This is a genomic window from Stenotrophomonas sp. YJH_SMC_80 (assembly GCF_059372495.1).
Genome location: NZ_JCAFVP010000001.1, coordinates 195,175 through 216,678, shown reverse-complemented (window position 1 = coordinate 216,678; position 21,504 = coordinate 195,175). Strand labels below are relative to the sequence as shown.

16 protein-coding genes are annotated in these 21,504 nt (G+C 66.0%); 3 read left to right on the top strand and 13 right to left on the bottom strand.

Features of this window, described 5'->3' with window-relative positions; all coding sequences use genetic code 11:
- Nucleotides 1-6 precede the first annotated feature (6 nt).
- The 13 genes from AC5P99_RS00965 to gmk all read right to left on the bottom strand — a co-directional run bounded on the left by AC5P99_RS00965 (nt 7) and on the right by gmk (nt 16,407).
- Nucleotides 7-714, bottom strand: coding sequence for a pilus assembly protein (locus AC5P99_RS00965; RefSeq protein WP_495212805.1), 708 nt, complete (start codon nt 712-714; stop codon nt 7-9).
- A 17-nt stretch (nt 715-731) separates the two neighbouring features.
- The gene (locus AC5P99_RS00960; RefSeq protein ID WP_495212804.1) at nt 732-1,877 is read right to left on the bottom strand and encodes a CblD like pilus biogenesis initiator family protein; all 1,146 of its coding nucleotides are present in this window, start codon (nt 1,875-1,877) and stop codon (nt 732-734) included.
- Nucleotides 1,874-4,600: a TcfC E-set like domain-containing protein gene (locus AC5P99_RS00955; protein WP_495212803.1), complete on the bottom strand. Its 2,727-nt coding sequence runs from the start codon at nt 4,598-4,600 to the stop codon at nt 1,874-1,876. Before AC5P99_RS00955 ends, AC5P99_RS00960 begins: the two co-directional genes overlap by 4 nt.
- Nucleotides 4,601-4,660: 60 nt before the next feature.
- Complete coding sequence (locus AC5P99_RS00950) at nt 4,661-5,158, bottom strand: CS1 type fimbrial major subunit (protein ID WP_088436878.1); 498 nt, start codon at nt 5,156-5,158, stop codon at nt 4,661-4,663.
- Nucleotides 5,159-5,676: 518 nt separating this feature from the next.
- Complete coding sequence (locus AC5P99_RS00945; protein WP_495212802.1) at nt 5,677-6,696, bottom strand: hypothetical protein; 1,020 nt, start codon at nt 6,694-6,696, stop codon at nt 5,677-5,679.
- A 437-nt stretch (nt 6,697-7,133) separates the two neighbouring features.
- The gene (locus tag AC5P99_RS00940) at nt 7,134-8,411 is read right to left on the bottom strand and encodes a citrate synthase (RefSeq protein ID WP_005410870.1); all 1,278 of its coding nucleotides are present in this window, start codon (nt 8,409-8,411) and stop codon (nt 7,134-7,136) included.
- A gap of 296 nt (nt 8,412-8,707) precedes the next feature.
- Nucleotides 8,708-8,950, bottom strand: a complete 243-nt coding sequence (locus AC5P99_RS00935) for a type B 50S ribosomal protein L31 (protein ID WP_005410871.1) — start codon at nt 8,948-8,950, stop codon at nt 8,708-8,710.
- A gap of 88 nt (nt 8,951-9,038) precedes the next feature.
- Nucleotides 9,039-9,977, bottom strand: a complete 939-nt coding sequence (locus tag AC5P99_RS00930) for a nucleoside hydrolase (RefSeq protein WP_005410872.1) — start codon at nt 9,975-9,977, stop codon at nt 9,039-9,041.
- A 400-nt stretch (nt 9,978-10,377) separates the two neighbouring features.
- Complete coding sequence (recG, locus tag AC5P99_RS00925; RefSeq protein WP_005410874.1) at nt 10,378-12,489, bottom strand: ATP-dependent DNA helicase RecG; 2,112 nt, start codon at nt 12,487-12,489, stop codon at nt 10,378-10,380.
- A 7-nt stretch (nt 12,490-12,496) separates the two neighbouring features.
- Entirely contained in the window at nt 12,497-12,883 is a 387-nt protein-coding gene (locus AC5P99_RS00920) for a RidA family protein (RefSeq protein WP_005410875.1), read from the bottom strand.
- Nucleotides 12,884-13,063: 180 nt separating this feature from the next.
- The gene (locus AC5P99_RS00915; RefSeq protein ID WP_005410876.1) at nt 13,064-15,226 is read right to left on the bottom strand and encodes a RelA/SpoT family protein; all 2,163 of its coding nucleotides are present in this window, start codon (nt 15,224-15,226) and stop codon (nt 13,064-13,066) included.
- A 105-nt stretch (nt 15,227-15,331) separates the two neighbouring features.
- Entirely contained in the window at nt 15,332-15,631 is a 300-nt protein-coding gene (gene rpoZ, locus AC5P99_RS00910) for a DNA-directed RNA polymerase subunit omega (protein WP_005410877.1), read from the bottom strand.
- 110 nt (nt 15,632-15,741) lie between these two features.
- Nucleotides 15,742-16,407, bottom strand: a complete 666-nt coding sequence (gene gmk / locus AC5P99_RS00905) for a guanylate kinase (RefSeq protein ID WP_005414359.1) — start codon at nt 16,405-16,407, stop codon at nt 15,742-15,744.
- Nucleotides 16,408-16,698: 291 nt separating this feature from the next.
- On the opposite strand from gmk, the gene fdnG reads away from it, so the two are divergent.
- From fdnG to AC5P99_RS00890, 3 genes are read left to right on the top strand one after another with little or no spacing between them, the layout of a single operon-like run.
- Nucleotides 16,699-19,767 (top strand): formate dehydrogenase-N subunit alpha, encoded by a 3,069-nt coding sequence (gene fdnG, locus AC5P99_RS00900; RefSeq protein ID WP_138464127.1) that lies wholly within the window; start codon nt 16,699-16,701, stop codon nt 19,765-19,767.
- A gap of 10 nt (nt 19,768-19,777) precedes the next feature.
- Nucleotides 19,778-20,695, top strand: a complete 918-nt coding sequence (fdxH, locus tag AC5P99_RS00895) for a formate dehydrogenase subunit beta (protein ID WP_012481154.1) — start codon at nt 19,778-19,780, stop codon at nt 20,693-20,695.
- Nucleotides 20,692-21,339: a formate dehydrogenase subunit gamma gene (locus AC5P99_RS00890; protein ID WP_005410882.1), complete on the top strand. Its 648-nt coding sequence runs from the start codon at nt 20,692-20,694 to the stop codon at nt 21,337-21,339. The genes fdxH and AC5P99_RS00890 overlap by 4 nt, the downstream gene beginning before the upstream one ends.
- Nucleotides 21,340-21,504: the final 165 nt, after the last annotated feature.

The following is a 21,504-nucleotide window of genomic DNA, read 5'->3' as shown; positions in this document are numbered from 1 at the left end:
GAACACTCAGGCGCTCGGCGCCAGGGTGGTTGTGTGCTCGCGGTAGCCGTCCTTTGACAGGCGGTAATGCAGCTGCACGGTGTTGCCCGGCTGAGGCAGGAACGGCAGCTTCAACTCCGCGTCGGGGTATAGGCTTTTGGCAAAGTCGTGGGTCGTACAGGCACCACTGGCGCTGCATTCGGCCAGCCCTGTGATGCCGACCCGCAGGGTCCCCACGTTGCGCAGGGTGTCGCCCTGCAATTGCAGATCCACGCTGCCGTTGGTGGGCAGCACGTTCACCAGCGCGCCCCATACCAGACTGACGCCGACGTTGGCTTGGGCAGCCTGCTCGTCATCTTCGAGAAGGGTTCCATCCGGGCCCCTTACCCCCTCGAAATAGACTCGGTACGCCGCTTCCTTCTCGACAGTACGCAGCGGAATGACCCGGATCAGGCGATTGCCACCACCACTGAGTGCGAACTTTCCAGGCGTGATGGCGACCGCGGCATCGGCCGCCTCCATTTCCACCTCTTCCTCGCCAACCTGCGCGGGATTCGAGATGCGCAGCAGGCGCGCCTGCACGTACTGCGGCTGGGTGGAGTGCGAGTAGACGCGGATCTGCGTACCGCGCTTGCCATCGACGGCCGCGCGCATCGGATGGATGGAGAGGTTGGCATGTGCCGGTGGGGCCAGCAGCGCGCTTAACGGCAACAGACAGAACAGCAGCTTCTTCATGATCAGGCTCCGTGGAATCAGGGTTTGGCGGTCGGCACGCGCAGCTCTACCGTCAGCTCGCCGTCGTAGAGGCCGGGCCGTTTGCTGGCGATGGGCGTAGGCGGCGTTTCCAGCGTCAACGGCGTGGGCACGCAGTACACGGGCTGACTGATGCCCGGCAGCATCACCAGGCGTAGCTGCGCGCTGTCGATACCGCGCAGCAGCTGTTCCTCCCCGTGCTTCATGGCCAGCAGGTTTCCGCCGTACTTCAGGCCGACCTGGTAGTCGAGGCGCTGGGTGTCGTCACTGCCGCCATCTCCGTGCCAGACCGCATAGTCACGCCCTGGAGGTGGTCGCGGTCCGCTATCGCGCACGGTAACGCCGAGGAACTCGCTCTGCGAACCCACGCCGTCGTACAGGCACATGTCCACCTCCTTGCGCCCGCCGACCATCTTGCGGATGGGGTCGTAGCGCAGGTCCATGTTGACCAGTGGTGCAATGCCATCGAAGCCGGGGAAGTAGATCGAGATCGCGTCGTAGTCGGTGACGGTGAAGTCGAAGTTGAAGGTTGCCGTGGCGACGGGTGCTGCAGCGGGATCGGCCTTGATGTTCAGGCGCATCGTGGCCTTCCAATGGCCTGCGACGAGTCGCGAAATTTCGCGTTGAGGCAGGATCATCTCGACGCCGGTTCCGAGCGGCTGATCTGCCCCGCTTCCTATGCCACAGGTGAACCAGAATGACCCGTTCAGAATGCGCTTGTCACTGTCCCAGAGATCGCTAGCGCAGCGATAGCCCGACATAGCCCGCTGCAGGCTTCCTACCGCACGAATCTCCGTTTGCAGACCAGTCCTCAGCTCAACGAGACGTAACGCAATCTCTGTTGTCCCCCCTGACATGCTCGGCTCACTCTCCGTCGGGCACTTCCCAAACTCACTATCAGAAGCAGACCCACAAACCACATGGATTTGCCCGTACTTCATTGCCAGGTCATGACTGAATCCCAGCACCGTCCGCGGCGCCCACAGCTCCACGTCACCCGGCACCGCCGAGCGATCCCAGCTCATCACGATGTCCCTGTTCTGGTCCGCTGGATGCGTCTCCGGCGGCCACTGCGTCCACGCTCGTGGCATCACCAGCACCAGCGCACACACCAGCATCAACACACACATCCAACGCCGGCTCATGGCGTACCTCCTGCAGCAGCGGTCTGGGGCGTGGCGGCAATCAATGCGCGCTCCTGCAGCAGGCGGGTCACGCGGGCCTGCTGGCGGATCTCGGGCGGCAGCTGGGCCACGGCCAGCGGCTCGCAATGCACGGCGCCGACCAGCAGCACCACCTGGCGGCGCTCGCGCACCTGCAGCGGGCAATGCAGCAGGCGGTCGTCCTGCAGCAGGTACAGCGTTGTTTCGCGACGCGGGAAATCGGCAACGAAGCTGCCGTTGGCGCTGGTGCCAGGCATCGGCGCATTGAGAATGCGGGCACCGCCCAATGGCGACCCCGCAAGATCCTTGGCGTTGCCGATGAAGGTGTAGGTCACTTCGATCGGCACCGGCATGCGCATCAGCTTGCCGGGCGTGAGGAACATCGGCCGTGCACCGCCCACGCCGGTCACGCGGATGGCGGCGATGCTGTCCAGCGTGCTTGCATCCTGTACTTCGGCGCGCTGCGACTGATAGGCCTGCAGCGGCAGCAGCCGACGCTCGCCGATCTGCAAGCGCTGTCGGCGCAGTCCGCCCACCTGCAGTTCGGCGGCCACACCACGCAGGTCCACGTCGTCGGAGCCGTCCACCTGCACGGCCAGACCGGCCTCGGCGCCGTTGGCGCCACTCCAGTAGAAGCCACGACGTCCCAGTGCGAAGCCGGAACTGTGGCTGCCGCTGTAGCCCGTCTCGCCGCGTCCGCGTTGCTGATAGTGCGCAATGCTGGCGGTGGTATTGCCGATGCCGTTCTGCAGCTGGCCACTCAGTGAGGCGCTGTAGCGGTCATTGTTGTTGGCGCGCAGTTCGGCGTTCAGCTCGCGATAGTGCGTATCCCGTTCCTGGCGCAGGCTCTGCCCCACGCTGTAGTCGATGGCCGGGCGCTGGTGCTGCGGCTGGCGTACGTCCACGGCGTAGCGACGCTGGCCACTGCTGTCATGGTTGCGCTGCAGGCGGGTCAGGCTCAGGTTGAAGTGGATGCCACGATCGCGCTCGTTGCTGCCGCGCACGCTGTCGGTGCTGCGCTGCTGCCACAGGCCCACGCGCGTGGACACGCTGAAGTCCTGCCAGCGATGGCTGCGGCTGAAGCTGGCCTGCCAGGTGCGGCTGAGCACGGGCTCGCGGCGCGGTTCCAGCGGGCCGGGCGGCAGCAGCGGATCGAGCCCGAAGAACGGATCCTGCTCGAGCCCGGGTCGATGCCAGCCGGTGCGCCAGGTCTGGCGCCGGGTGTAGCCCACGTAGGCGTTGCCACCGGCCAACGGCAGCGACATCGAGCCGCTGAGCGAGTTGGTGCAGCCCAGCTGGTCGCGCGCATCGGCCTCGAACTGGCAGGCCTTGCCACGCATGCGCTGCTGGTAGAGATTCCACGACGCCTTGCGCCGGTACGACAGCTGGTGCTGCTGGCCATTGCTGCCATCACTGCCCCGCATGCCGCTGAGCGAGGCGCGCATCTCATGCGTGGCCAGCACGCGACGCAGGTCCACGCGCAGCTCGCCGTAACTGTGGCCGCCGAGGTTGGCGGCACCGGCGGTAAGGGCGGCATCGCGGCCCAGCGGCACGCGCACGCCGGCCATCGCCACGCTCTCCCCATCGAAGCGGTCGCTGCGGCGCTCGTTGCGGCGGCCGCCCTGCACGAACCACTGCCACTGGCTGTTGGTCCAGTCGCCGCCCTTGTCGAACGGCGCCTCCTCGGTGCGCACCAGCACACCGTCCTCGTAGATGCGCATGCGCACCAGGTAGTTGCCGAACGGGAAATTGCGGGTGTCGATCTGGTTGATGCCCGCCTGCAGGTAGAAAGTCTGCAGCAGTCGCTCGCCGTCGAACACATCGACGCGTGCGTCGCGCGCCAGCAGCACCGTCAGCGGCGTGGCCTGCACGGCGGCATCGGTGTCCACGTAGGCCTGGGTGGTGCCCACGCGCGCGCCTTGGAAACGGTCCAGCGGCAACATGCTGAAGCTGAAAGTGCCACCCTGCGGGCTGGACAGGTTGCGGCGGTCCATGCGCCCGGCCTGCAGGTAGTGCGCCTGCCCCAGGTCATGGCGGTAGTAGACGTTGTCGAACTGGAAGTCGTCGTCGCTTCGGCTGCGGTAACGCTGCTGGGTGTAGTACCAGTCGGCGGACAGGTGGCCGCGATCGAACAGGCCCAGTGTGCCCACGCCGCGCGCGGACAGCGCCTGGTAGTCGCGGCCGCCGCTGACGTTGAGCGTCTGCTGGTGCAGGAAGGCGTTTTCGGCGTTGGCCGTGACCGTGTGGTAACGCTCAGCGGCCGGCTCTCCCGGAATCCACTGCCGCGCCACGAACAGGCGCACGGCGCCCTCGCCTTCGTCATACAGCGCGCGCGCCGCGGTGGGGTCTTCGGGTGGGTCGAGATAACCGCAGCCGGCCGTGGCGCCACCGAAGCGGCAGGCCAGGTGGCTGTTGCGCGGCAGTGGTTGCGACAACGCCGGCAGCAAGGCTGCCTGTGCATCGGCAGGCAGGTCCAGCGCCTGCAGCACGTGCGCGGGGTCTTCCAGCTGCACGTGCTCCAGCGTCACGCGCACCGGCGACAGCCCGGCCGAGCGGCCGAACAGCTGGATGTCGAGTTGTTCGGTCTGGCCTTCAACCAGATCCTCGAAGCCGGCGGGGACGCCGTGGGCTGCGACCAGAGGAGCAGCCATTGCCAGGGCGAGCGCGACCGCCAGCCGGGTAACGGCGGGGGCGTGTGGGGTCATGGGGGTATCGCTGCAGAAGCGGCCGGCCCGGAATGCGGACCGGCGCGGGGAAGCCGTGGATCAGGGCTTCTGGTTCATAACGATGTAGACCATGCCTTCATAGCGGCCGTTGACCGTAAGCGGGCCACCGGCACCCGCCTGGGCGATGGTCAGCGGCATCGAGATGGAGGCACCCGGCGTCGAGCTGGCGCCGTTGAACAGGTCAGCCGCCTTGAACTCGGTGACCGCAGTGGTCAGCGCATCGGTGTTCAGGCTGACGGCCAGCGGCACGCGGGTGCTGCCATTGAGCAGCACCGGATCGTGGCCGAGGCGAACTTCGATGTCCTTATCGATATCGTTGGAGTGGATGCGCACCTGCTGCGTGGACGGCAGCAGGCCGCGCAGCGGATCGTGGGTCATCTGCACGGTATCCGGCAGCGGGGTGCCGTCCTCGAGCAGCAGCGCCAGGGTCGGGTCGACGTCGGCGTAGACGGTGATCTTGGTTTCCAGCGCGTGCGCGGACAGCGAAGCAGTGGCCAGCGCTGCAGCGAGCGCGGCCTTCTTGAGAATGGCGTGCATGGGTGTCTCTCTCGGACAGGGGGAATATGAAAGCCCCCCTCCCCTAAGGAGAAAGGGAGGGAGGCGCCGCCCGCAGAGGTGGTTGCGGGCGACGGAGAGAATGTTAGGAATCCATTGCCATGCAGGCCATTCAAGCATTCCTAAAACGTGGAACGTTAAGGAGAATTCTTGAATGTGTTCAACGTTTGAGGGTTATGCAAACTCCCTCACTGCTTGAATGCAATAAACCTCATTGCCTTGAGTTTGTAGAGTCAACTGTTAGTCGACTGCTCTTCCGACACTGCGCGAAGCACACGCGCTGCGCGCGTGAGTCGAGTACGGCTCGACTCTACAAGGGGTCATCCACGCATGGCGTGAATCTGCTGGATGGCATCAGGCCGCCTTTCGGCGGCCTGATGACACATCGTGTTGGCGCACGATCAGAAGAAGATCGCGTACAGGATCAGCAGCGGAATCGGTACGCCCAACAACCAGAGAAGAATCATTTTCATTGCAGGTCTCCTTGCGTGGAAGGCGGGTTACAGGTCGCGGCGGCGGCCGCCCCAAGTGGCGCTGAGGCTGGCGAAGAACGCACCGATCAGCAGGGTGATGAACAGCCACAACGCGGCATAGGCGGTCGCCTTTCGGGCATCGTCGGCGGCCTGCTTGGCGGTCTTCCTGGCCTTTTCCAGCGCCGTACGCATGCGCGTCTGCACATCGGTCACGCGCGCCTGCGCTTCGGCCGGGCTCATGCCGGTTTCGCGCGCGATCAGCTGCGCCAGGTACTGGGTGTCGTCCGGGTCCAGGCCGTCTCCCTGCAGGCTGTTGACGATGATGCGGTTCACTTCGGCACGCACTTCGCGGCGGTCGCCCATCGGACCATTACCCGGCATCGGGCGCGGCGGCGGGGCGGCATTCGGATCCATCGGTGCACCCGGCGGCGGCGCTGCAGGAGCAGTCGGCCCTGCGCTGGTCGTGCTGCGGAACAGCGAATCCACCCAGTAGTTGAGGTCGCCTTCCGGGGCCGCCGCAGCAGTGCTGCCCGCGCCCGCTGCGGCAACACTGGCCGTGGATGCGGCAGCGCCTGCGGCGGCACCGGCCACCTTTGCGCCGGCGCCCAGCACGCCACCGATGGCCGATGTGAGCAGGCCCGCGGTCAGCAGCGTGGCCACCGCCCACGACACGAAGCCATGCGCGGTATCGCGGAAATAGGTTTCATCGCCATGGATCTGCGTCCACTTGGTACGCAGGCGGCCCGCCAGATAGCCACCCAGGCCGGACGCGGCCAATGCGGTGAAGGTGAGCCAGATGATGCTGGACCAACCGAAGGTCTCTTTGCTGACGCCTTCGAACGACCATGGCGACACCGACGACAGGCCGAGGCCAACACCGAGGATCAGCAGGATGAGGGAGAGTGCAGCGGCAGCGGTGGCGCCAGCGAAGATCGCGCCCCAGGAAACGGCGCTTTCGCTGGGAGGGGCGACGATCGGGGCGGTGACGACGGCGGCGACGTCAGGGCCGAGCGGTCCGCGCTGGGGTGGGTCGAATCGGGTACTCATCGGGATGGACGCTCCATTTCAGGTGCTGCGGATGCAGCTGGCGTCCTGAGGCTGCGCGAGCGCTTGTGAAGCTGGCGAGACCCTTGAATCACGCGGTCTTGGCGCGATGAAGCGCGTGCCAACCAAGGTTGGCACCTACCGAAGGCGGTTGCGGTGGTAGATCCGCGCCATGCGTGGATGGGAGAGCGTGCCAACCAAGGTTGGCACCTACCGAAGGCGGTTGCGGTGGTAGATCCACGCCGTGCGTGGATGGGAAAGCGTGCCAACCAAGGTTGGCACCTACCGAAGGCGGTTGCGGTGGTAGATCCGCGCCATGCGTGGATGATTTTTCGCGGGCGCCGAAATCGTGCGGACCAACGGTCCGCACCTACCAGGTCCGCTCCAAAAAAAACGCCCCGCGGATGCGGGGCGTTCTCGGCACAACCTACGCGGGGCGATCAGCCCTGGTAGTCGCGCACGTCGCTGCCGGTGTAGACCTGGCGCGGACGGCCGATCTTCATTTCCGGATCAACCTGCTGTTCCAGCCAATGCGAGACCCAGCCGGAGGTACGGCCCAGGGCGAACATGACGGTGAACATTTCGGTCGGGATCTGCAGCGCCTTGTAGATGATGCCGCTGTAGAAATCGACGTTCGGGTACAGCTTGCGGGCGACGAAGTACTCGTCCTGCAGCGCGGCCTGTTCCAGCTTCACGGCCACGTCCAGCAGCGGATCCTGCACGCCCAGCTGCTTGAGCACCTTGCTGGTCATCTCGCCGATGACCTTGGCGCGCGGGTCGAAGTTCTTGTAGACGCGGTGGCCGAAGCCCATCAGGCGGAAGCCGGAGGTCTTGTCCTTGGCCTTGACCACGGCGGACTCGACGTTGTCGGCGCTGCCGATTTCTTCCAGCATCTTCAGCACGGCTTCGTTGGCACCACCGTGGGCCGGACCCCACAGCGCGGTGACACCCGCAGCGACCGACGCGTACGGGTTGGCACCGGTCGAACCGACCAGACGCACCGTCGAGGTCGAGGCGTTCTGCTCGTGGTCGGCGTGCAGGATGAACAGCAGGTCCAGCGCCTTCACCACGTCCGGGTTCAGATCGTACTGGCCGTCAGCGGACTCGAAGGTCTGCTTCAGGAAGCGGCTGACGTAGTCCAGCGAGGTGTCCGGCTTGTTGGCCGGCAGGCCCTTGCCGTGGCGGTAGATCAGCGCCGACAGGGTCGGCACCTTGGCGATCAGGCGCACGGCGGCCTGGCGGCGCTGTTCGGCGTCGGACAGGTCCAGCGAGTCGTGGTAGATGGCCGACAGCTGCGCGATTGCAGCGGCCAGGATGGCCATCGGATGGGCATCCTTGGCGAAGCTGCCGATCAGGGTGTTGATCGACTCATCGACGTTGGCTTCGGCGGTCAGCTCATCGGTGAAGGCCTTCAGCTGCTCGGCGCTCGGGCGCTCGCCGTTGATCAGCAGGTAGGCCACTTCGACGTAGCTCGACTTTTCCGACAGCTGTTCGATCGGGTAGCCGCGGTACAGCAGCACGCCCTTGTCGCCGTCGATGTAGGTGATGGCGGACTTGCAGCTGGCCGTCGCGGTGAAGCCGGAATCGTAGGTGAAGAACCCCGTTTCCTTGGTCAGCTTCGCGATGTCGACGCAGTCGTTGCCAAGGGTGGGTTTGATGACGGGCAGAACGACCGACTTGTCGCCGGCGTTGAGCGTGACCTGATCAAGATCGGACACTGTGTGCGCTCCTTCATGGGAAGGCGCCTGCCCAAGCGCATTGGTCAGGCACGTGAATGACGTCCTCGGCCTGTGCCGGGGATCAGGTCATTATCGCACAGCAGCATTTGCCCGGCGCTAGACAGAAGTCGTATACGACAGGCAGCCAGACACCGGCCGTTGAGCGGCCCGGATCGGCAAAAGCGTTGTCACACGAACGCAGTGTTCCGCCCATCCAAACGCCCGTTGGGTTGGCGTTGGGGAAAAACAAACGGCCGCGCAGAGCGCGGCCGTTGGTTCGAAGCTGGATCGACAGATCAGCGCGCGTAGCGCTTCTGGAACTTGTCGATACGGCCCGAGGTGTCGATGACCTTGTGCTTGCCCGTGTAGAACGGGTGCGAAGCCGAGGAAATTTCAACCTTGACCAGCGGGTATTCGTTGCCGTCTTCCCACTGGATGGTTTCCTTCGTCGCCATGGTCGAGCGGGTCAGGATCTTGAAATCGGAGGTGACGTCATGGAAGACGACGTCGCGGTAGTTCGGATGGATATCGGCCTTCATGGGCTCACACCGTAAATGGGCTGGTGGTCAAGAGCGGCATTATAAGCACCGGTTGCCGCCCGGGGCAACCGGTGCCGGTCAATCGACGTCAGTCCGCACCCAGGGCCTGGCGCACCAGGGCCTCGAAACGCTGCTGGTCGTAGGCCATCAGCAGATCGCAGTTGTCCGGCTGGCCGGTCTGGCGGTTCCAATCAACGATGGTGGCGCCGCGGCTGAACGTGCCGTTCAGCTCCACGTTCAGCGGGCGCGACTCGACCCGCAGCTGCCCTTCGGGGTTCAGCGCCCAGGCCATGGCCACCGCATCGGCGGTGTACCAGCGCCCGCCCTTGCTGTCTTCGGACAGGCCACGGGTCTTGCGCGAGATCAGTTCGTAGAAGCGGGCGCGATCGGAATCGGCCTGCAGCCACTTCTCGGCGTCCTGCAGCGGCAGGCCATGGGCGACGGTGGCTTCCCAGTCCGACACCAGCAGGTGCTTGAACGAGGTGAACACCACGTGCGCCGCTTCTGGGTCGAACGCAATGTTGAATTCGGCCGCCGGGGTGATGTTGCCGTGGCAGGTGACCGCGCCGCCCATCACCACGATGCGCTTGATGCGCTCGGGCAGGGTCGGGTCCAGCTTCAGTGCCAGGGCAAGGTTGGTCAGCGGGCCCAGCATCACCAGCATCAGTTCGCCGGCGTGCTCGTGCGACAGGCGCAGGATGGCCAGTGCGGCGTGTTCGGCTTCAGCCTGGCGGCTCGGCGGCGGCAGGTCCACGTCGCCGTAGCCGTCACGGCCATGCACGTGGGCAGCGTCAACGGAGGGATGCAGCAGCGGATCCGGGCTGCCGGCAAACACCGGTACGTCGGTGCGGCCGACGATGTCGCAGAGCTTGAGGGCGTTGCGGACGGTGTACTGCAGGCCGACATTGCCGGCGGCGATGGTCAGGGCGACCACGTCATGCCGCTCGTCGGCAAAGGCCATCAGCAGGGCCAGGGCGTCGTCCACACCGGGGTCGGTGTCGATCAACAGGGGGATCTTGTGGGTCATCGTTGCCGTCTTCAGATCGGCAACGAAGTGTGGACCGGGATGATGACCGTTGCAAGTACGGGGGTTGGGGTTCGGCAGGGCTGCGCCCTGCACCCGCCGAATCAACGACAAACGCCAGAGCAACGGCAAAAGCGGGTTTCCTGGGGGATGGCGGGGTGGGTCCGGTTGCGGGGGACGCCGTAAACCCATCCTTGGGGGCTTGGCCGCGGCATCCATGCCGCGGACACCCCCGCAACCGGACCCACCCCGCCTTCGACAGTTTTTCGCGGCTGTTGGTGGGTGTCGACCTTGGTCGACACATCCATGCAATGCGTGGATGAACATGGAGTAGATCCACGCCACGCGTGGATGCGTGGATGCGTGGATGCGTGGACCAAGGTCCACACACATCAAGGTGGCGCTACGCCGAGGCGTAACGCACGGCGGTGCCGATCCAGCGCTGCACCACACGATCGGCCAGCGCGGGTTGCTGGTCCAGCAGGCGCTCGGCCAGGTCATGCACGCCGGGCAGCAGGCCGGCGTCGCGGGCCAGGTCGGCGATGCGGAAACCGGCCAGGCCGGTCTGCCGGGTACCCAGCAGTTCGCCGGGGCCGCGCAGTTCCAGATCCTTTTCGGCGATGACGAATCCATCGTTGGTTTCGCGCATGGTCTGCAGGCGCTCGCGTGCCATCTGCGAAAGCGGGGCCTGGTACAGCAGCACGCAGCGCGATACCGCAGAACCACGGCCGACGCGGCCGCGCAGCTGGTGCAGCTGGGCCAGGCCCAGGCGCTCGGCGTTCTCGATCACCATCAGCGAGGCGTTCGGCACATCCACGCCCACTTCAATTACCGTGGTCGCCACCAGCAGGTCGATGTCGCCGGCCTTGAACGCCACCATCGTCGCCAGCTTTTCGGCGGCTTTCAGGCGGCCATGCACCAGCCCCACGCGCACGCCCGGCAACAGCGCCTGCAGCGATTCGTAGGTGGCCTGCGCCGGGGTGGCATCCAGTTCTTCGCTTTCCTCGATGAGGGTGCACACCCAGTACACCTGCCGCCCTTCCTGGCAGGCCAGTGCGATGCGCTCGATCAGCTCGGGACGACGATCGTTGTTGAGCGCGACGGTCTGCACCGGGGTACGGCCCGGCGGCAGTTCGTCGATGGCCGACACATCCAGGTCCGCGTATTCGGACATCGCCAGCGTGCGCGGAATCGGCGTGGCGGTCATCACCAGCTGGTGTGGCACGCTGTTGCCGCCCGCGCCCTTGTCGCGCAGCGCCAAGCGCTGGTGCACGCCGAAGCGGTGCTGCTCGTCGACGATGGCGAGCGCCAGATCCTGGAACACCACCGCCTCCTGCATCAGCGCGTGGGTACCGACCACCACCTGCGCTTCGCCGCTGGCGACCTGCTCCATCACCTTGGCGCGCGCCTTGCCGGTGACTTTGCCGGCCAGCCAGGCGATGCGCACACCGAGCGGTTCCAGCCAGCCGCGCAGGTTGTTGAGATGCTGTTCGGCCAGCAGTTCGGTGGGCGCAGCCAATGCAACCTGCTTGCCCTGCTCCACCGCCAGCATCGCCGCCAGCGCGGCGACCACGGTCTTGCCGGAGCCCACATCGCCCTGCACCAGCCGCAGCATCGGGCTGGGCCGCGCGAGGTCCTCGCGGATCTGCTTGAACACGCGCGCCTGTGCGCCGGTCAGGGCGAACGGCAGCTGCTTCAGCAGCGCCTTGGCCAGTTTGCCGGGGCCGGCCAGCGGCGGCGCATGGTGCGCCTGCAACGCGATGCGCTGGCGACGCAGGCTGAGGTGGTGGGCCAGCAGCTCTTCCATCGCCAGGCGGCGCTGCGCCGGGTGGGTGCCGGCGGCCAGCGCGGCCAGATCGGCATCTGGTGGCGGCCGGTGCACGGTCAGCAGCGCGCTGCGCAGTGACGGCAGGCCGAGGCCATCGAGCCAGCCGCTGGGCAGCAGTTCCAGCGCGCTTTCCTCGGGCAGGCGGTCCAGCGCCTGGCCGATCAGCTTGCGCATGGTCATCGGACCGACGCCTTCGACGGTGGGATACACCGGGTCGAGGCGGTCGCCGAGTTCGGGATCGTCGTTGCGGCCCAGCACCTGGTAGCTGGGGTGGACGATTTCCAGGCCGAGCTGGCCCGGTTTGGGCGTGCCGAAGCAGCGCAGCCGATTGCCGACCGCGAACTGGCCGACCTGCTGCTGGCGGAAGTGGAAGAAGCGCAGCACCAAAGTGCCCCGCCCTTCGTCTTCCACCGCCACTTTCAGCATCGGCCGGTAGCGCATGCCGCGCTCGACCGCGACCACCCGCCCTTCCACCTGCGCCGGTACGCCGTTGCGCAGGTCTTCGATGCGGGTCAGCCGGGTCCGGTCTTCATAGCGCAGCGGCAGATGAAGCCAGAGATCCTGCAGGGTGGCCAGGCCACGCGCCTGCAGTTTGGCGGCCACGGCCGGACCGACGCCCGCGAGCATCGCCAGGGATGCTTCGCCGGACGGTGACAGGACCGGGGTGACCGCCGCCTTGCGTGCCACGTGGCGGTCAGTCGATGACCATCACCGCGTCGACCTCGAAGTTGGCGCCCTTGGGCAGGCCGGAGACTTCGATGGTGGAACGGGCCGGGTACGGGGCCTGAAAGTAGTCCTGCATGACCGCGTTGACCTTGGCGAACTCGCCCAGATCGGTCAGGTACAGGCCCAGACGCACGACCTTGTCCAGCGAGCCGCCAGCGGCTTCGGCCACGGCCTTGAGGTTGTCGAAGGCGCGGCGGGCCTGTGCTTCGACGTCGCCGGCGCCGACGATGTCGCCGGTGGCCGGGTCGAGCGGGATCTGGCCGGAGAAGTACACGGTGTTGCCGGCGCGCACGGCCTGCGAGTACGGGCCGATGGCGGCGGGGGCCTTTTCGGTGTTGATGATCTGGCGGGACATGGGTCGCTCCGGTGCTTGGGGGAAAACAGAGCGGTGATTGTACCGGCTGGGGGTGCATCCACGCATGGCGTGGATCTACCGCACCGCTCCGGTAGTGCCGGCCGTTGGCCGGCAATCGCGACGCCGTCGAGGATCCATGGGTTGCCGGCCAGCGGCCGGCACTACCGGTCCGCGCAGGACCTACTGGCGGCGTACCGACTGCACAACCGACAGGCGGCGCAGGCGGCGCATCACCTCGGCCAGGTGGTTGCGGTCGCGTACCTGGATATTGAACGCCAGCACGGCGGCGTTGAAGTCGCGGTCCAGGTAGTCCACGCGCTCGATGTTGGAATGGCTCTGGGCGATGGCAGCGGCCAGCTGCGCCAGCACGCCGGTGCCGTTCTCCACTTCCACCACCAGCGAAGTGTCGTAGTCGCCGGAGACGGTGGTGTCCCAGCCGATCGGCACCCAGCGCTCGGGCGACTTGCGCAGCTCGGCCAGGTTCGGGCAGTCCATGCGGTGCACCACGATGCCCTTGCCGGCGGTGTGGTAGCCCATGATCTCGTCGCCGGGAATCGGCTGGCAGCAGCCGGCGAAGGTGACCACGCCGCGCTCGCTGCCGTTGATCAGGATCTTTTCCTGCGAATGGTGGCGCGAATGCGGGCCGCCACGCAGTTCGGCGTAGGCCATCAGCGCCTGCGCGGCCTGGGTCGGCATCCAGTTGCCCAGCGCCACCTCGGCCAGCAGCGCCTCCAGACGCGGGAAACGGTGCTCGGCCAGGAACGCATCCAGGCGCCCCTTCGGCAGCCGTTCCAGCGACGAATCCATCGCCTCCAGCGCACGGTCGAGCATGCGGTGGCCGAGCTGCACGGCATCTTCGTGCTCCAGCTGCTTGAGCTGGTGGCGGATGGCAGTGCGCGCCTTGCTGGTGACCACGAATTCCAGCCACTGCGGTTTCGGCGTGGCCGAGCGTGCGGTGATGATCTCCACCGACTGCCCCGACACCAGCTTGGTGCGCAGTGGCACCAGTTTCTTGTCAACGCGCGAGGCCACCGCCATGTTGCCGACATCGGTATGCACGGCGTAGGCGAAATCGAGCGCGGTGGAATTGCGCGGCAGGGCCAGGATCTTGCCCTTCGGCGTGAACAGGTAGACCTCGTCCGGGAACAGGTCGACCTTGACGTTGTCGAGGAACTCCAGCGAGGAGCCGGCAGCGCGCTGCGAGTCGATCAGCTCGACGATCCAGGCGTGGGCACGGCTCTGCGCGCTGTTGGGCGAATCGCCACCAAACTTGTAGGTCCAGTGCGCGGCCACGCCGCGCTCGGCGATCAGGTCCATTTCCTCGGTACGGATCTGCACTTCGATCGGCGAGCCGTACGGCCCGAACAGCACGGTGTGCAGCGACTGGTAGCCGTTGGCCTTGGGAATGGCGATGAAATCGCGGAAGCGGCCATCCAGCGGTTTGAAGGTGGCATGCACCGAACCCAGCGCGTGGTAACAGCTGGGCACGCTGCGCACGACCAGGCGGAAGCCGAACACGTCCATCACCTGGTCGAAGGATTTGTTCTCGTCGCGCATCTTGTTGTAGATGCTCCACGGGGTCTTGATGCGGCTGATCAGCCGATGCTCGATCCCCTCCTTGGCCAGGCGCTGCGACAGCTGCACTTCCACCTGCGCCATCGCCTCGCGGCGCACCACCGGCTGGCTGCGGATGTGTTTTTCAATGATGGCGTGGCGCCACGGGTAGAGCGCCTTGAAGCCGAGGTTCTGCAGCTCGCTCTTGACCAGGCTCATGCCCAGGCGCTGGGCGATGGGCGCGTAGATCTCCAGCGTCTCGCGGGCGATGCGGCCGCGCGCTTCGCGGCTCTGCGCGCCCAGCGTGCGCATGTTGTGCAGGCGGTCGGCCAGCTTGATCATGATCACGCGCAGGTCGCGCGACATCGCCAGCAGCATCTTGCGGAAGCTCTCGGCGGCCGCTTCCTGGCGGTCGCGGAACTTCAGCTTGTCCAGCTTGGTGACGCCGTCGACCAGTTCGGCCACGGCTTCGCCGAACTCGGCAGCCAGCGCCTCGCGGGTGAGCGGGGTGTCTTCGATGGTGTCGTGCAGGATCGCGGCGATCAGCGCTTCCACGTCCAGGCCGAGCTCGGCCAGCACCTGGGCCACGGCCACCGGATGGGTGATATAGGGCTCGCCCGACTTGCGCGTCTGCCCAGCGTGCGCGGAGGCACCGACTTCCCAGGCACGGCGCAGCAGCGGCAGCTGTTCCGGCGGCAGGTAATGGGCGGCGCGTTCAAGCTGGAGGACGTAGTCGGGTACGGCGGCAGCGGGGGCTGCGGCGACCTTGGCAGTGGGGCCTGGGTTCATGCCCGAAGCCTATTCCAGCGCGACGTTTACGGCAAATCCTGAATGCGAAACAGCCCGCACGGGGCGGGCTGTTCGGCGATCCAGCAATGACGTTGATCGATGCGATCAATCGTCGTTCTTGGACATGTCTTCGTCGGCGACCACTTCGGCGGCAGCCCACTCCAGCGCTTCGCGCTCGGCGCGCTCACGCTCGGCCTTCTCGACTTCGTCGATCAGCGCGTTGTCGATCTTGCGGGCGGCGATTTCGCGCAGCGCCAGCACGGTCGGCTTGTCCTCGGTCTCGCTGTTGTCCAGCGTGGCCTGCACGCCGTTGGCGAGCTGGCGGGCACGCTTGGAAGCCATCATGACCAGTTCGAAACGGTTGTTAACGACTTCCAGGCAATCTTCTACGGTGATGCGGGCCATACGGGCTCCCGGCGACCGGTCGGCCGCTCAGTCGAATGAGGGAAAGGGGACGGAGTGTACTGGCAGGGGCTGGACAAAATCAAGCCAACCCCCACCCGATTCTTTTGGAATCAGTCAGTTGCACCCGGATCTGGGGTCAGCAGGGCCTGGATCAGGCCGGCGTGGCGGACCTTCTGGGCCTCCCGGCGCAGGCGGCTGGCGGTGAAGATGGCGCACAGCTCGTCCACGGCGGTGTCGAACACCTCGTTGACGATGACGTAGTCGAACTCGTTGAAGTGCAGCATTTCATCGCGTGCCGCGCCCAGGCGCTGGGCGATGACCGCCTCGCTGTCCTGGCCGCGCTTGCGCATGCGGTCCTGCAGGGCCTGCTTGGACGGCGGCAGGATGAACACGGTGACCGTGCCCGGCACCAGCTGGCGCACCTGCTGCGCACCCTGCCAGTCGATTTCCAGCAGCACGTCCTGGCCGGCGGCCAGCTGCGGCTCCACCGACTGCCGGGCGGTGCCCTTCCAGTCGCCGTGCACCCAGGCATGCTCGAAGAAGTCGCCGGCGGCGATCATTTCCTCGAACCTCTCCGCAGAGACGAAATGGTAGTGCTGGCCGTTCACTTCACCCGGGCGCATCGCGCGCGAGGTGAAGGAGATCGACAGGGCGATCTGCGGGTCACGCGCCAGGGTGGCATTGACGATGCTGCTCTTGCCGGCACCGGACGGGGCGGCAACGATGTACAGCGTGCCGCGCGCAACGGCGTCCGACGGCTTCGACGCGGCGCTCATGCGGGGGATCCAACGGGTTGATTTCGCAAAATTTTTCCTCGGTGTTCCAGATCCGGCGCGGAGGATCGCGCCAGGACGGCGGGGGCTGCGCGGAACATCCTGGAACCAGGCCCGGCAGACGCTTTCCCCGGGGGGCGGGCACGCAACTTTACCAGAGCGGCCCCGTCGCGCGCCCGTCTGGCGGGCGCCGGGCCTTGTGCCACATGGGCGTACGGGGGCCTGTGCTATAACCGGGCCGTACCCAACGACAGCCCGGAGGCCTGCGCCTCCCCGCCATCCCAGGAGAACGGCATGCCATCGATGAGCCGCCGCCAGTTCCTGAAAGTGACCGGGACAACCCTGGTCGGCTCCAGCCTGGCATTGATGGGCTTCGCGCCCGGCATCGCGCTCGCGGAGGTCAGGCAGTACAAGCTGACCCGCGCGACCGAGACCCGCAACACCTGTACCTACTGTTCGGTGGCCTGCGGCATCCTGATGTACAGCCTCGGCGATGGTGCCAAGAACGCCGAGCCGAGCATCTTCCATATCGAAGGCGACCCGGACCATCCGGTGAACCGCGGCACGCTGTGCCCGAAGGGCGCCGGCCTGGCCGACATCATCCACAGCAAGTCGCGCCTGCTCTACCCCGAGTACCGCGCGCCGGGCTCGAACGAGTGGAAGCGGCTGAGCTGGGACGATGCGCTGGACCGCATCGCGCGGCTGATGAAGGAAGACCGCGATGCCAACTTCGTGCAGAAGAACGAGGCCGGGCAGACGGTCAACCGCTGGCTGACCACCGGCATGCTGGCGGCCTCGGCCACCAGCAATGAAACCGCGGTGCTGACCCACAAGGTCGTGCGCTCCCTTGGCATGTTGGCATTCGACAACCAGGCACGTGTCTGACACGGCCCGACGGTGGCAGGTCTTGCCCCGACGCTAGGCCGTGGTGCGATGACGAATCACTGGGTCGACATCAAGAATGCCGACCTGATCCTGATCATGGGTGGCAATGCCGCCGAGGCGCACCCGTGCGGGTTCAAATGGGTGACCGAGGCCAAGGCACACAACAAGGCACGCCTGATCGTGGTCGATCCGCGATTCAACCGCTCGGCCGCGGTGGCCGACGTGTACGCGCCGATCCGCACCGGTACCGACATCGTGTTCCTGGGGGGCCTGATCAACTACCTGCTGACCGAGGACCGCATCCAGCACGAGTACGTGCTGAACTACACCGACATGTCGTTCCTGGTGAAGGACGAGTTCGCCTTCAAGGACGGCCTGTATTCGGGCTACAACGAAGAGAAGCGCAGCTACGACCGCTCCAGCTGGGACTACGCCTACGGTGATGATGGCTTCGTGCGCAGCGACCCGACGCTGAAGGACCCGCGCTGCGTCTACAACCTGCTCAAGCAGCACTATGCGCGCTACACGGTGGAGATGGTCGAACGCATCTGCGGCACGCCGGCCGACAGCATCCGCCAGATCTGGGACATGATCGCGTCCACCGCCGGCAAGGACAAGGCGATGACCATCCTGTACGCGCTGGGCTGGACGCAGCACTCGATCGGCGCGCAGAACGTGCGTGCCGGCACCATGGTGCAGCTGCTGCTGGGCAACATCGGCGTGGCCGGTGGCGGCATGAACGCCTTGCGCGGGCATTCCAACATCCAGGGCCTGACCGACATCGGCCTGATGTCCGACCTGCTGCCCGGCTACCTGACCCTGCCGAAACAGGACGAGCAGGACTACGAGGCCTACATCGCCAAGCGCACGCAGAAGCCGCTGCGCGCCAACCAGATGTCGTTCTGGCAGAACTACCCGAAGTTCCACGTCAGCCTGATGAAATCGTGGTGGGGTGACGCCGCCACCGCCGACAACAACTGGTGTTTCGATTACCTGCCCAAGCTCGACAAGCCGTACGACATGCTGCAGGCGTACGAGCTGATGAACGAAGGCAAGATCCACGGCTACATCTGTCAGGGCTTCAATCCGCTGGCCTCGGCGCCGAACAAGGGCAAGCTGATCAGCGCGTTCTCCAAGCTGAAGTTCATGGTCAGCATGGACCCGCTGGAAACCGAGACCATCGCCTTCTGGCAGAACCACGGTGCGTTGAACGACGTCGACCCGAGCACGATCCAGACCGAAGTATTCCGCCTGCCGACCACCTCCTTCGCCGAGGAGAACGGCGCGGTGGTGAATTCCTCGCGCTGGCTGCAGTGGCACTGGAAGGGTGCCAACCCACCAGGAGAAGCACGCAGCGACATCGAGATCATGTCCGAGCTGTTCCATCGCATCAAAGCGATGTACGAGAAGGACGGCGGTGCGTGGTGGGAGCCGGTGCGCGACCTGGCCTGGAACTACGCCAACCCTGAGGTACCCACGCCCGAAGAACTGGCGATGGAATACAACGGCAAGGCGCTGGCCGACGTGTTCGATCCGAAGGACCCAACCAAGCTGGTGCGCAAGGCCGGCGAGCAGCTGGCCGCATTCGGCGACCTGCGCGACGACGGCAGCACCGCCTCCGGCTGCTGGATCTACATCGGTGCCTGGGGCCCGACCGGCAACATGATGGCGCGGCGTGACAACAGCGACCCCACCGGCATCGGCAACACGCTGGGCTGGGCCTGGGCGTGGCCGGCCAATCGTCGCGTGATGTACAACCGCGCCTCGTGCGACGTCGCCGGAAAGCCATTTGATCCGCGGCGCACGCTGCTGGCGTGGAACGGGAAAAACTGGGGCAGCGTGGACGTGCCCGACTTCAAGGCCGACGAAGATCCCGCCGGCGGAATGGGCCCGTTCATCATGAACCCGGAGGGCATCGCGCGCTTCTTCGCCAAGGCCGGCATGGCCGAAGGCCCGTTCCCGGAGCACTACGAACCGTTCGATACACCGCTGCGCAGCAACCCGCTCAGCCCCGGCCAGGCACTGACGCTGAACAACCCGGCCGCCCGCGTATTCGCCAGCGATCGCGCACAGATCGGTTCGCCGGACGAGTTCCCGCATGTGGCCACCACCTACCGCCTGACCGAGCATTTCCACTTCTGGACCAAGCACGGCAAGTTGAACGCCATCATCCAGCCCGAGCAGTTCGTCGAGATCGGCGCGGCGTTGGCCGACGAGCTGGGTATCAACAACGGCAGCCGCGTGCGGGTCAGTTCCAAGCGCGGCCACATCGAAGCGGTCGCCATGGTGACCAAGCGCATCAAGGCCCTGCAGATCGATGGCCGGACCGTGCACCAGGTGGGCGTGCCGATCCACTGGGGCTTCCTCGGTGCGGCCAAGCCCGGATACATCGCCAATACGCTGACCAACGCCATCGGTGACGGCAACTCGCAGACGCCCGAATCGAAGTGCATCCTGGTCAAGGTCGAGAAGGTGTAGGAGACACGCCATGTCACTGCAATCCCTGGACATCATCCGCCGCTCGGCCACCACCACGCCCTCGCCGGAGGCGCGTGGTGCGCACACCGGCCAGGTCGCCAAGCTGATCGATGTGAGCAAGTGCATCGGCTGCAAGGCCTGCCAGGTCGCCTGCATGGAGTGGAATGACCTGCGCGACGAAGTGGGCAGCTGCGTTGGCAGCTATGACAACCCGCCCGACCTGAGCGAACAGTCGTGGACGGTGATGAAGTTCCGCGAGTACGAGGACGAGAAGGGCAAGCTGGAGTGGCTGATCCGCAAGGAAGGCTGCATGCACTGCAGCGATCCGGGCTGCCTGAAGGCCTGCCCGTCGCCCGGTGCCATCATCCAGTACGCCAACGGCATCGTCGACTTCCAGGAAGAGAACTGCATCGGCTGCGGCTACTGCGTGACCGGTTGTCCGTTCGACGTGCCGCGCATCTCCAAGAAGGACCACAAGGCCTACAAGTGCACGCTGTGTTCGGACCGGGTGGCGGTGGGCCAGGAACCGGCCTGCGTGAAGACCTGCCCGACCGGCGCGATTACCTTCGGCAGCAAGCAGGCGATGACCGAGCATGCGGCCGGACGCGTGGAAGACCTGAAATCGCGCGGCTACGAGAATGCCGGCCTGTACGATCCGCAGGGCGTCGGCGGCACCCACGTGATGTACGTGCTGCAGCACGTGGACAAGCCGGAGCTGTATGCCGACCTGCCCAAGGATCCGCGCATCAGCCCGATGGTGGAGGTGTGGAAGGGCGTGGCCAAGCCGCTGGGCGTGCTGGCGATCGCCGCCACCGCCTTCGCCGGCTTCCTGCATTACATCGGCATCGGCCGCAACACGGTCAATGACGAGGAAGAAGAGGAAGCCGAGCACGAGGCGAAGAAGATCGAAGAGGAGCAGCGGCCATGAAGTACGCCCCGCACCCGCGCCAGATCATCCGCTACCGCGCACCGACCCGCATCAACCACTGGATCGTGGCGATCTGCTTCGTGCTGACCGCGCTGTCCGGGCTGGCGCTGTTCCACCCTGCCCTGTTCCCGTTGACCCAGCTGTTCGGTGGCGGCCCCTGGACGCGCATCCTGCATCCGTTCATCGGGCTGGCCATGGTGGTGGGCTTTGCGCTGCTGGCGTTCCGCATGTGGCGCGACAATCTGCCGACCGCCGACGATCGCGCATGGATGCGCGGCATGCGCGATGTACTGCGCAACGAGGATGAGAAGCTGCCGCCGGTGGGCCGTTTCAATGCCGGCCAGAAACTGCTGTTCTGGGCCATCATCGGCTGCCTGTCGGCGCTGCTGCTGACCGGCTTCGTGATCTGGCGGCAGTACTTCAGCCACTTCTTCCCGATCGGGGTGATCCGCTTCTCGGTGCTGGCCCATGCGCTGTTCGGCTGGGTGCTGGTGTGCGCGATCGTGGTGCACATCTATGCGGCGATCTGGATCAAGGGCTCGGTGCGGGCGATGACCCAGGGCAAGGTGACCTATGGGTGGGCGTACAAGCACCACCGGCAGTGGTTCAGGGACATCCTGCGCGGGCGGCGGGAAGAGGGGTAGCGGCAGGGCCTGCGGCCCTGCACCCGCAGAGGCAAGGTCAACGTCAAAAGCTGGCTATACGTGGGTTGGCGGGGCACTGTGGATTTGCGGGGACGCCGTGAACCCGTCCCTGGGGGCTTGGCCGCGGCATCCATGCCGCGGACACCCCGCAAACCCACAGTGCCC

Excerpts from the sequence above, each read along its gene's own strand:
- AC5P99_RS00890 (WP_005410882.1), top strand. The coding sequence starts at position 20,692 with ATGAAGTACGCCCCGCACCCGCGCCAGATCATCCGCTACCGCGCACCG.
- AC5P99_RS00955 (WP_495212803.1), bottom strand. The coding sequence starts at position 4,600 with ATGACCCCACACGCCCCCGCCGTTACCCGGCTGGCGGTCGCGCTCGCC.
- fdxH (WP_012481154.1), top strand. The coding sequence starts at position 19,778 with ATGTCACTGCAATCCCTGGACATCATCCGCCGCTCGGCCACCACCACG.
- AC5P99_RS00960 (WP_495212804.1), bottom strand. The coding sequence starts at position 1,877 with ATGAGCCGGCGTTGGATGTGTGTGTTGATGCTGGTGTGTGCGCTGGTG.
- AC5P99_RS00950 (WP_088436878.1), bottom strand. The coding sequence starts at position 5,158 with ATGCACGCCATTCTCAAGAAGGCCGCGCTCGCTGCAGCGCTGGCCACT.
- AC5P99_RS00915 (WP_005410876.1), bottom strand. The coding sequence starts at position 15,226 with ATGAACCCAGGCCCCACTGCCAAGGTCGCCGCAGCCCCCGCTGCCGCC.
- AC5P99_RS00935 (WP_005410871.1), bottom strand. The coding sequence starts at position 8,950 with ATGAAGGCCGATATCCATCCGAACTACCGCGACGTCGTCTTCCATGAC.
- AC5P99_RS00930 (WP_005410872.1), bottom strand. The coding sequence starts at position 9,977 with ATGACCCACAAGATCCCCCTGTTGATCGACACCGACCCCGGTGTGGAC.
- AC5P99_RS00965 (WP_495212805.1), bottom strand. The coding sequence starts at position 714 with ATGAAGAAGCTGCTGTTCTGTCTGTTGCCGTTAAGCGCGCTGCTGGCC.
- rpoZ (WP_005410877.1), bottom strand. The coding sequence starts at position 15,631 with ATGGCCCGCATCACCGTAGAAGATTGCCTGGAAGTCGTTAACAACCGT.
- AC5P99_RS00945 (WP_495212802.1), bottom strand. The coding sequence starts at position 6,696 with ATGAGTACCCGATTCGACCCACCCCAGCGCGGACCGCTCGGCCCTGAC.
- AC5P99_RS00920 (WP_005410875.1), bottom strand. The coding sequence starts at position 12,883 with ATGTCCCGCCAGATCATCAACACCGAAAAGGCCCCCGCCGCCATCGGC.
- gmk (WP_005414359.1), bottom strand. The coding sequence starts at position 16,407 with ATGAGCGCCGCGTCGAAGCCGTCGGACGCCGTTGCGCGCGGCACGCTG.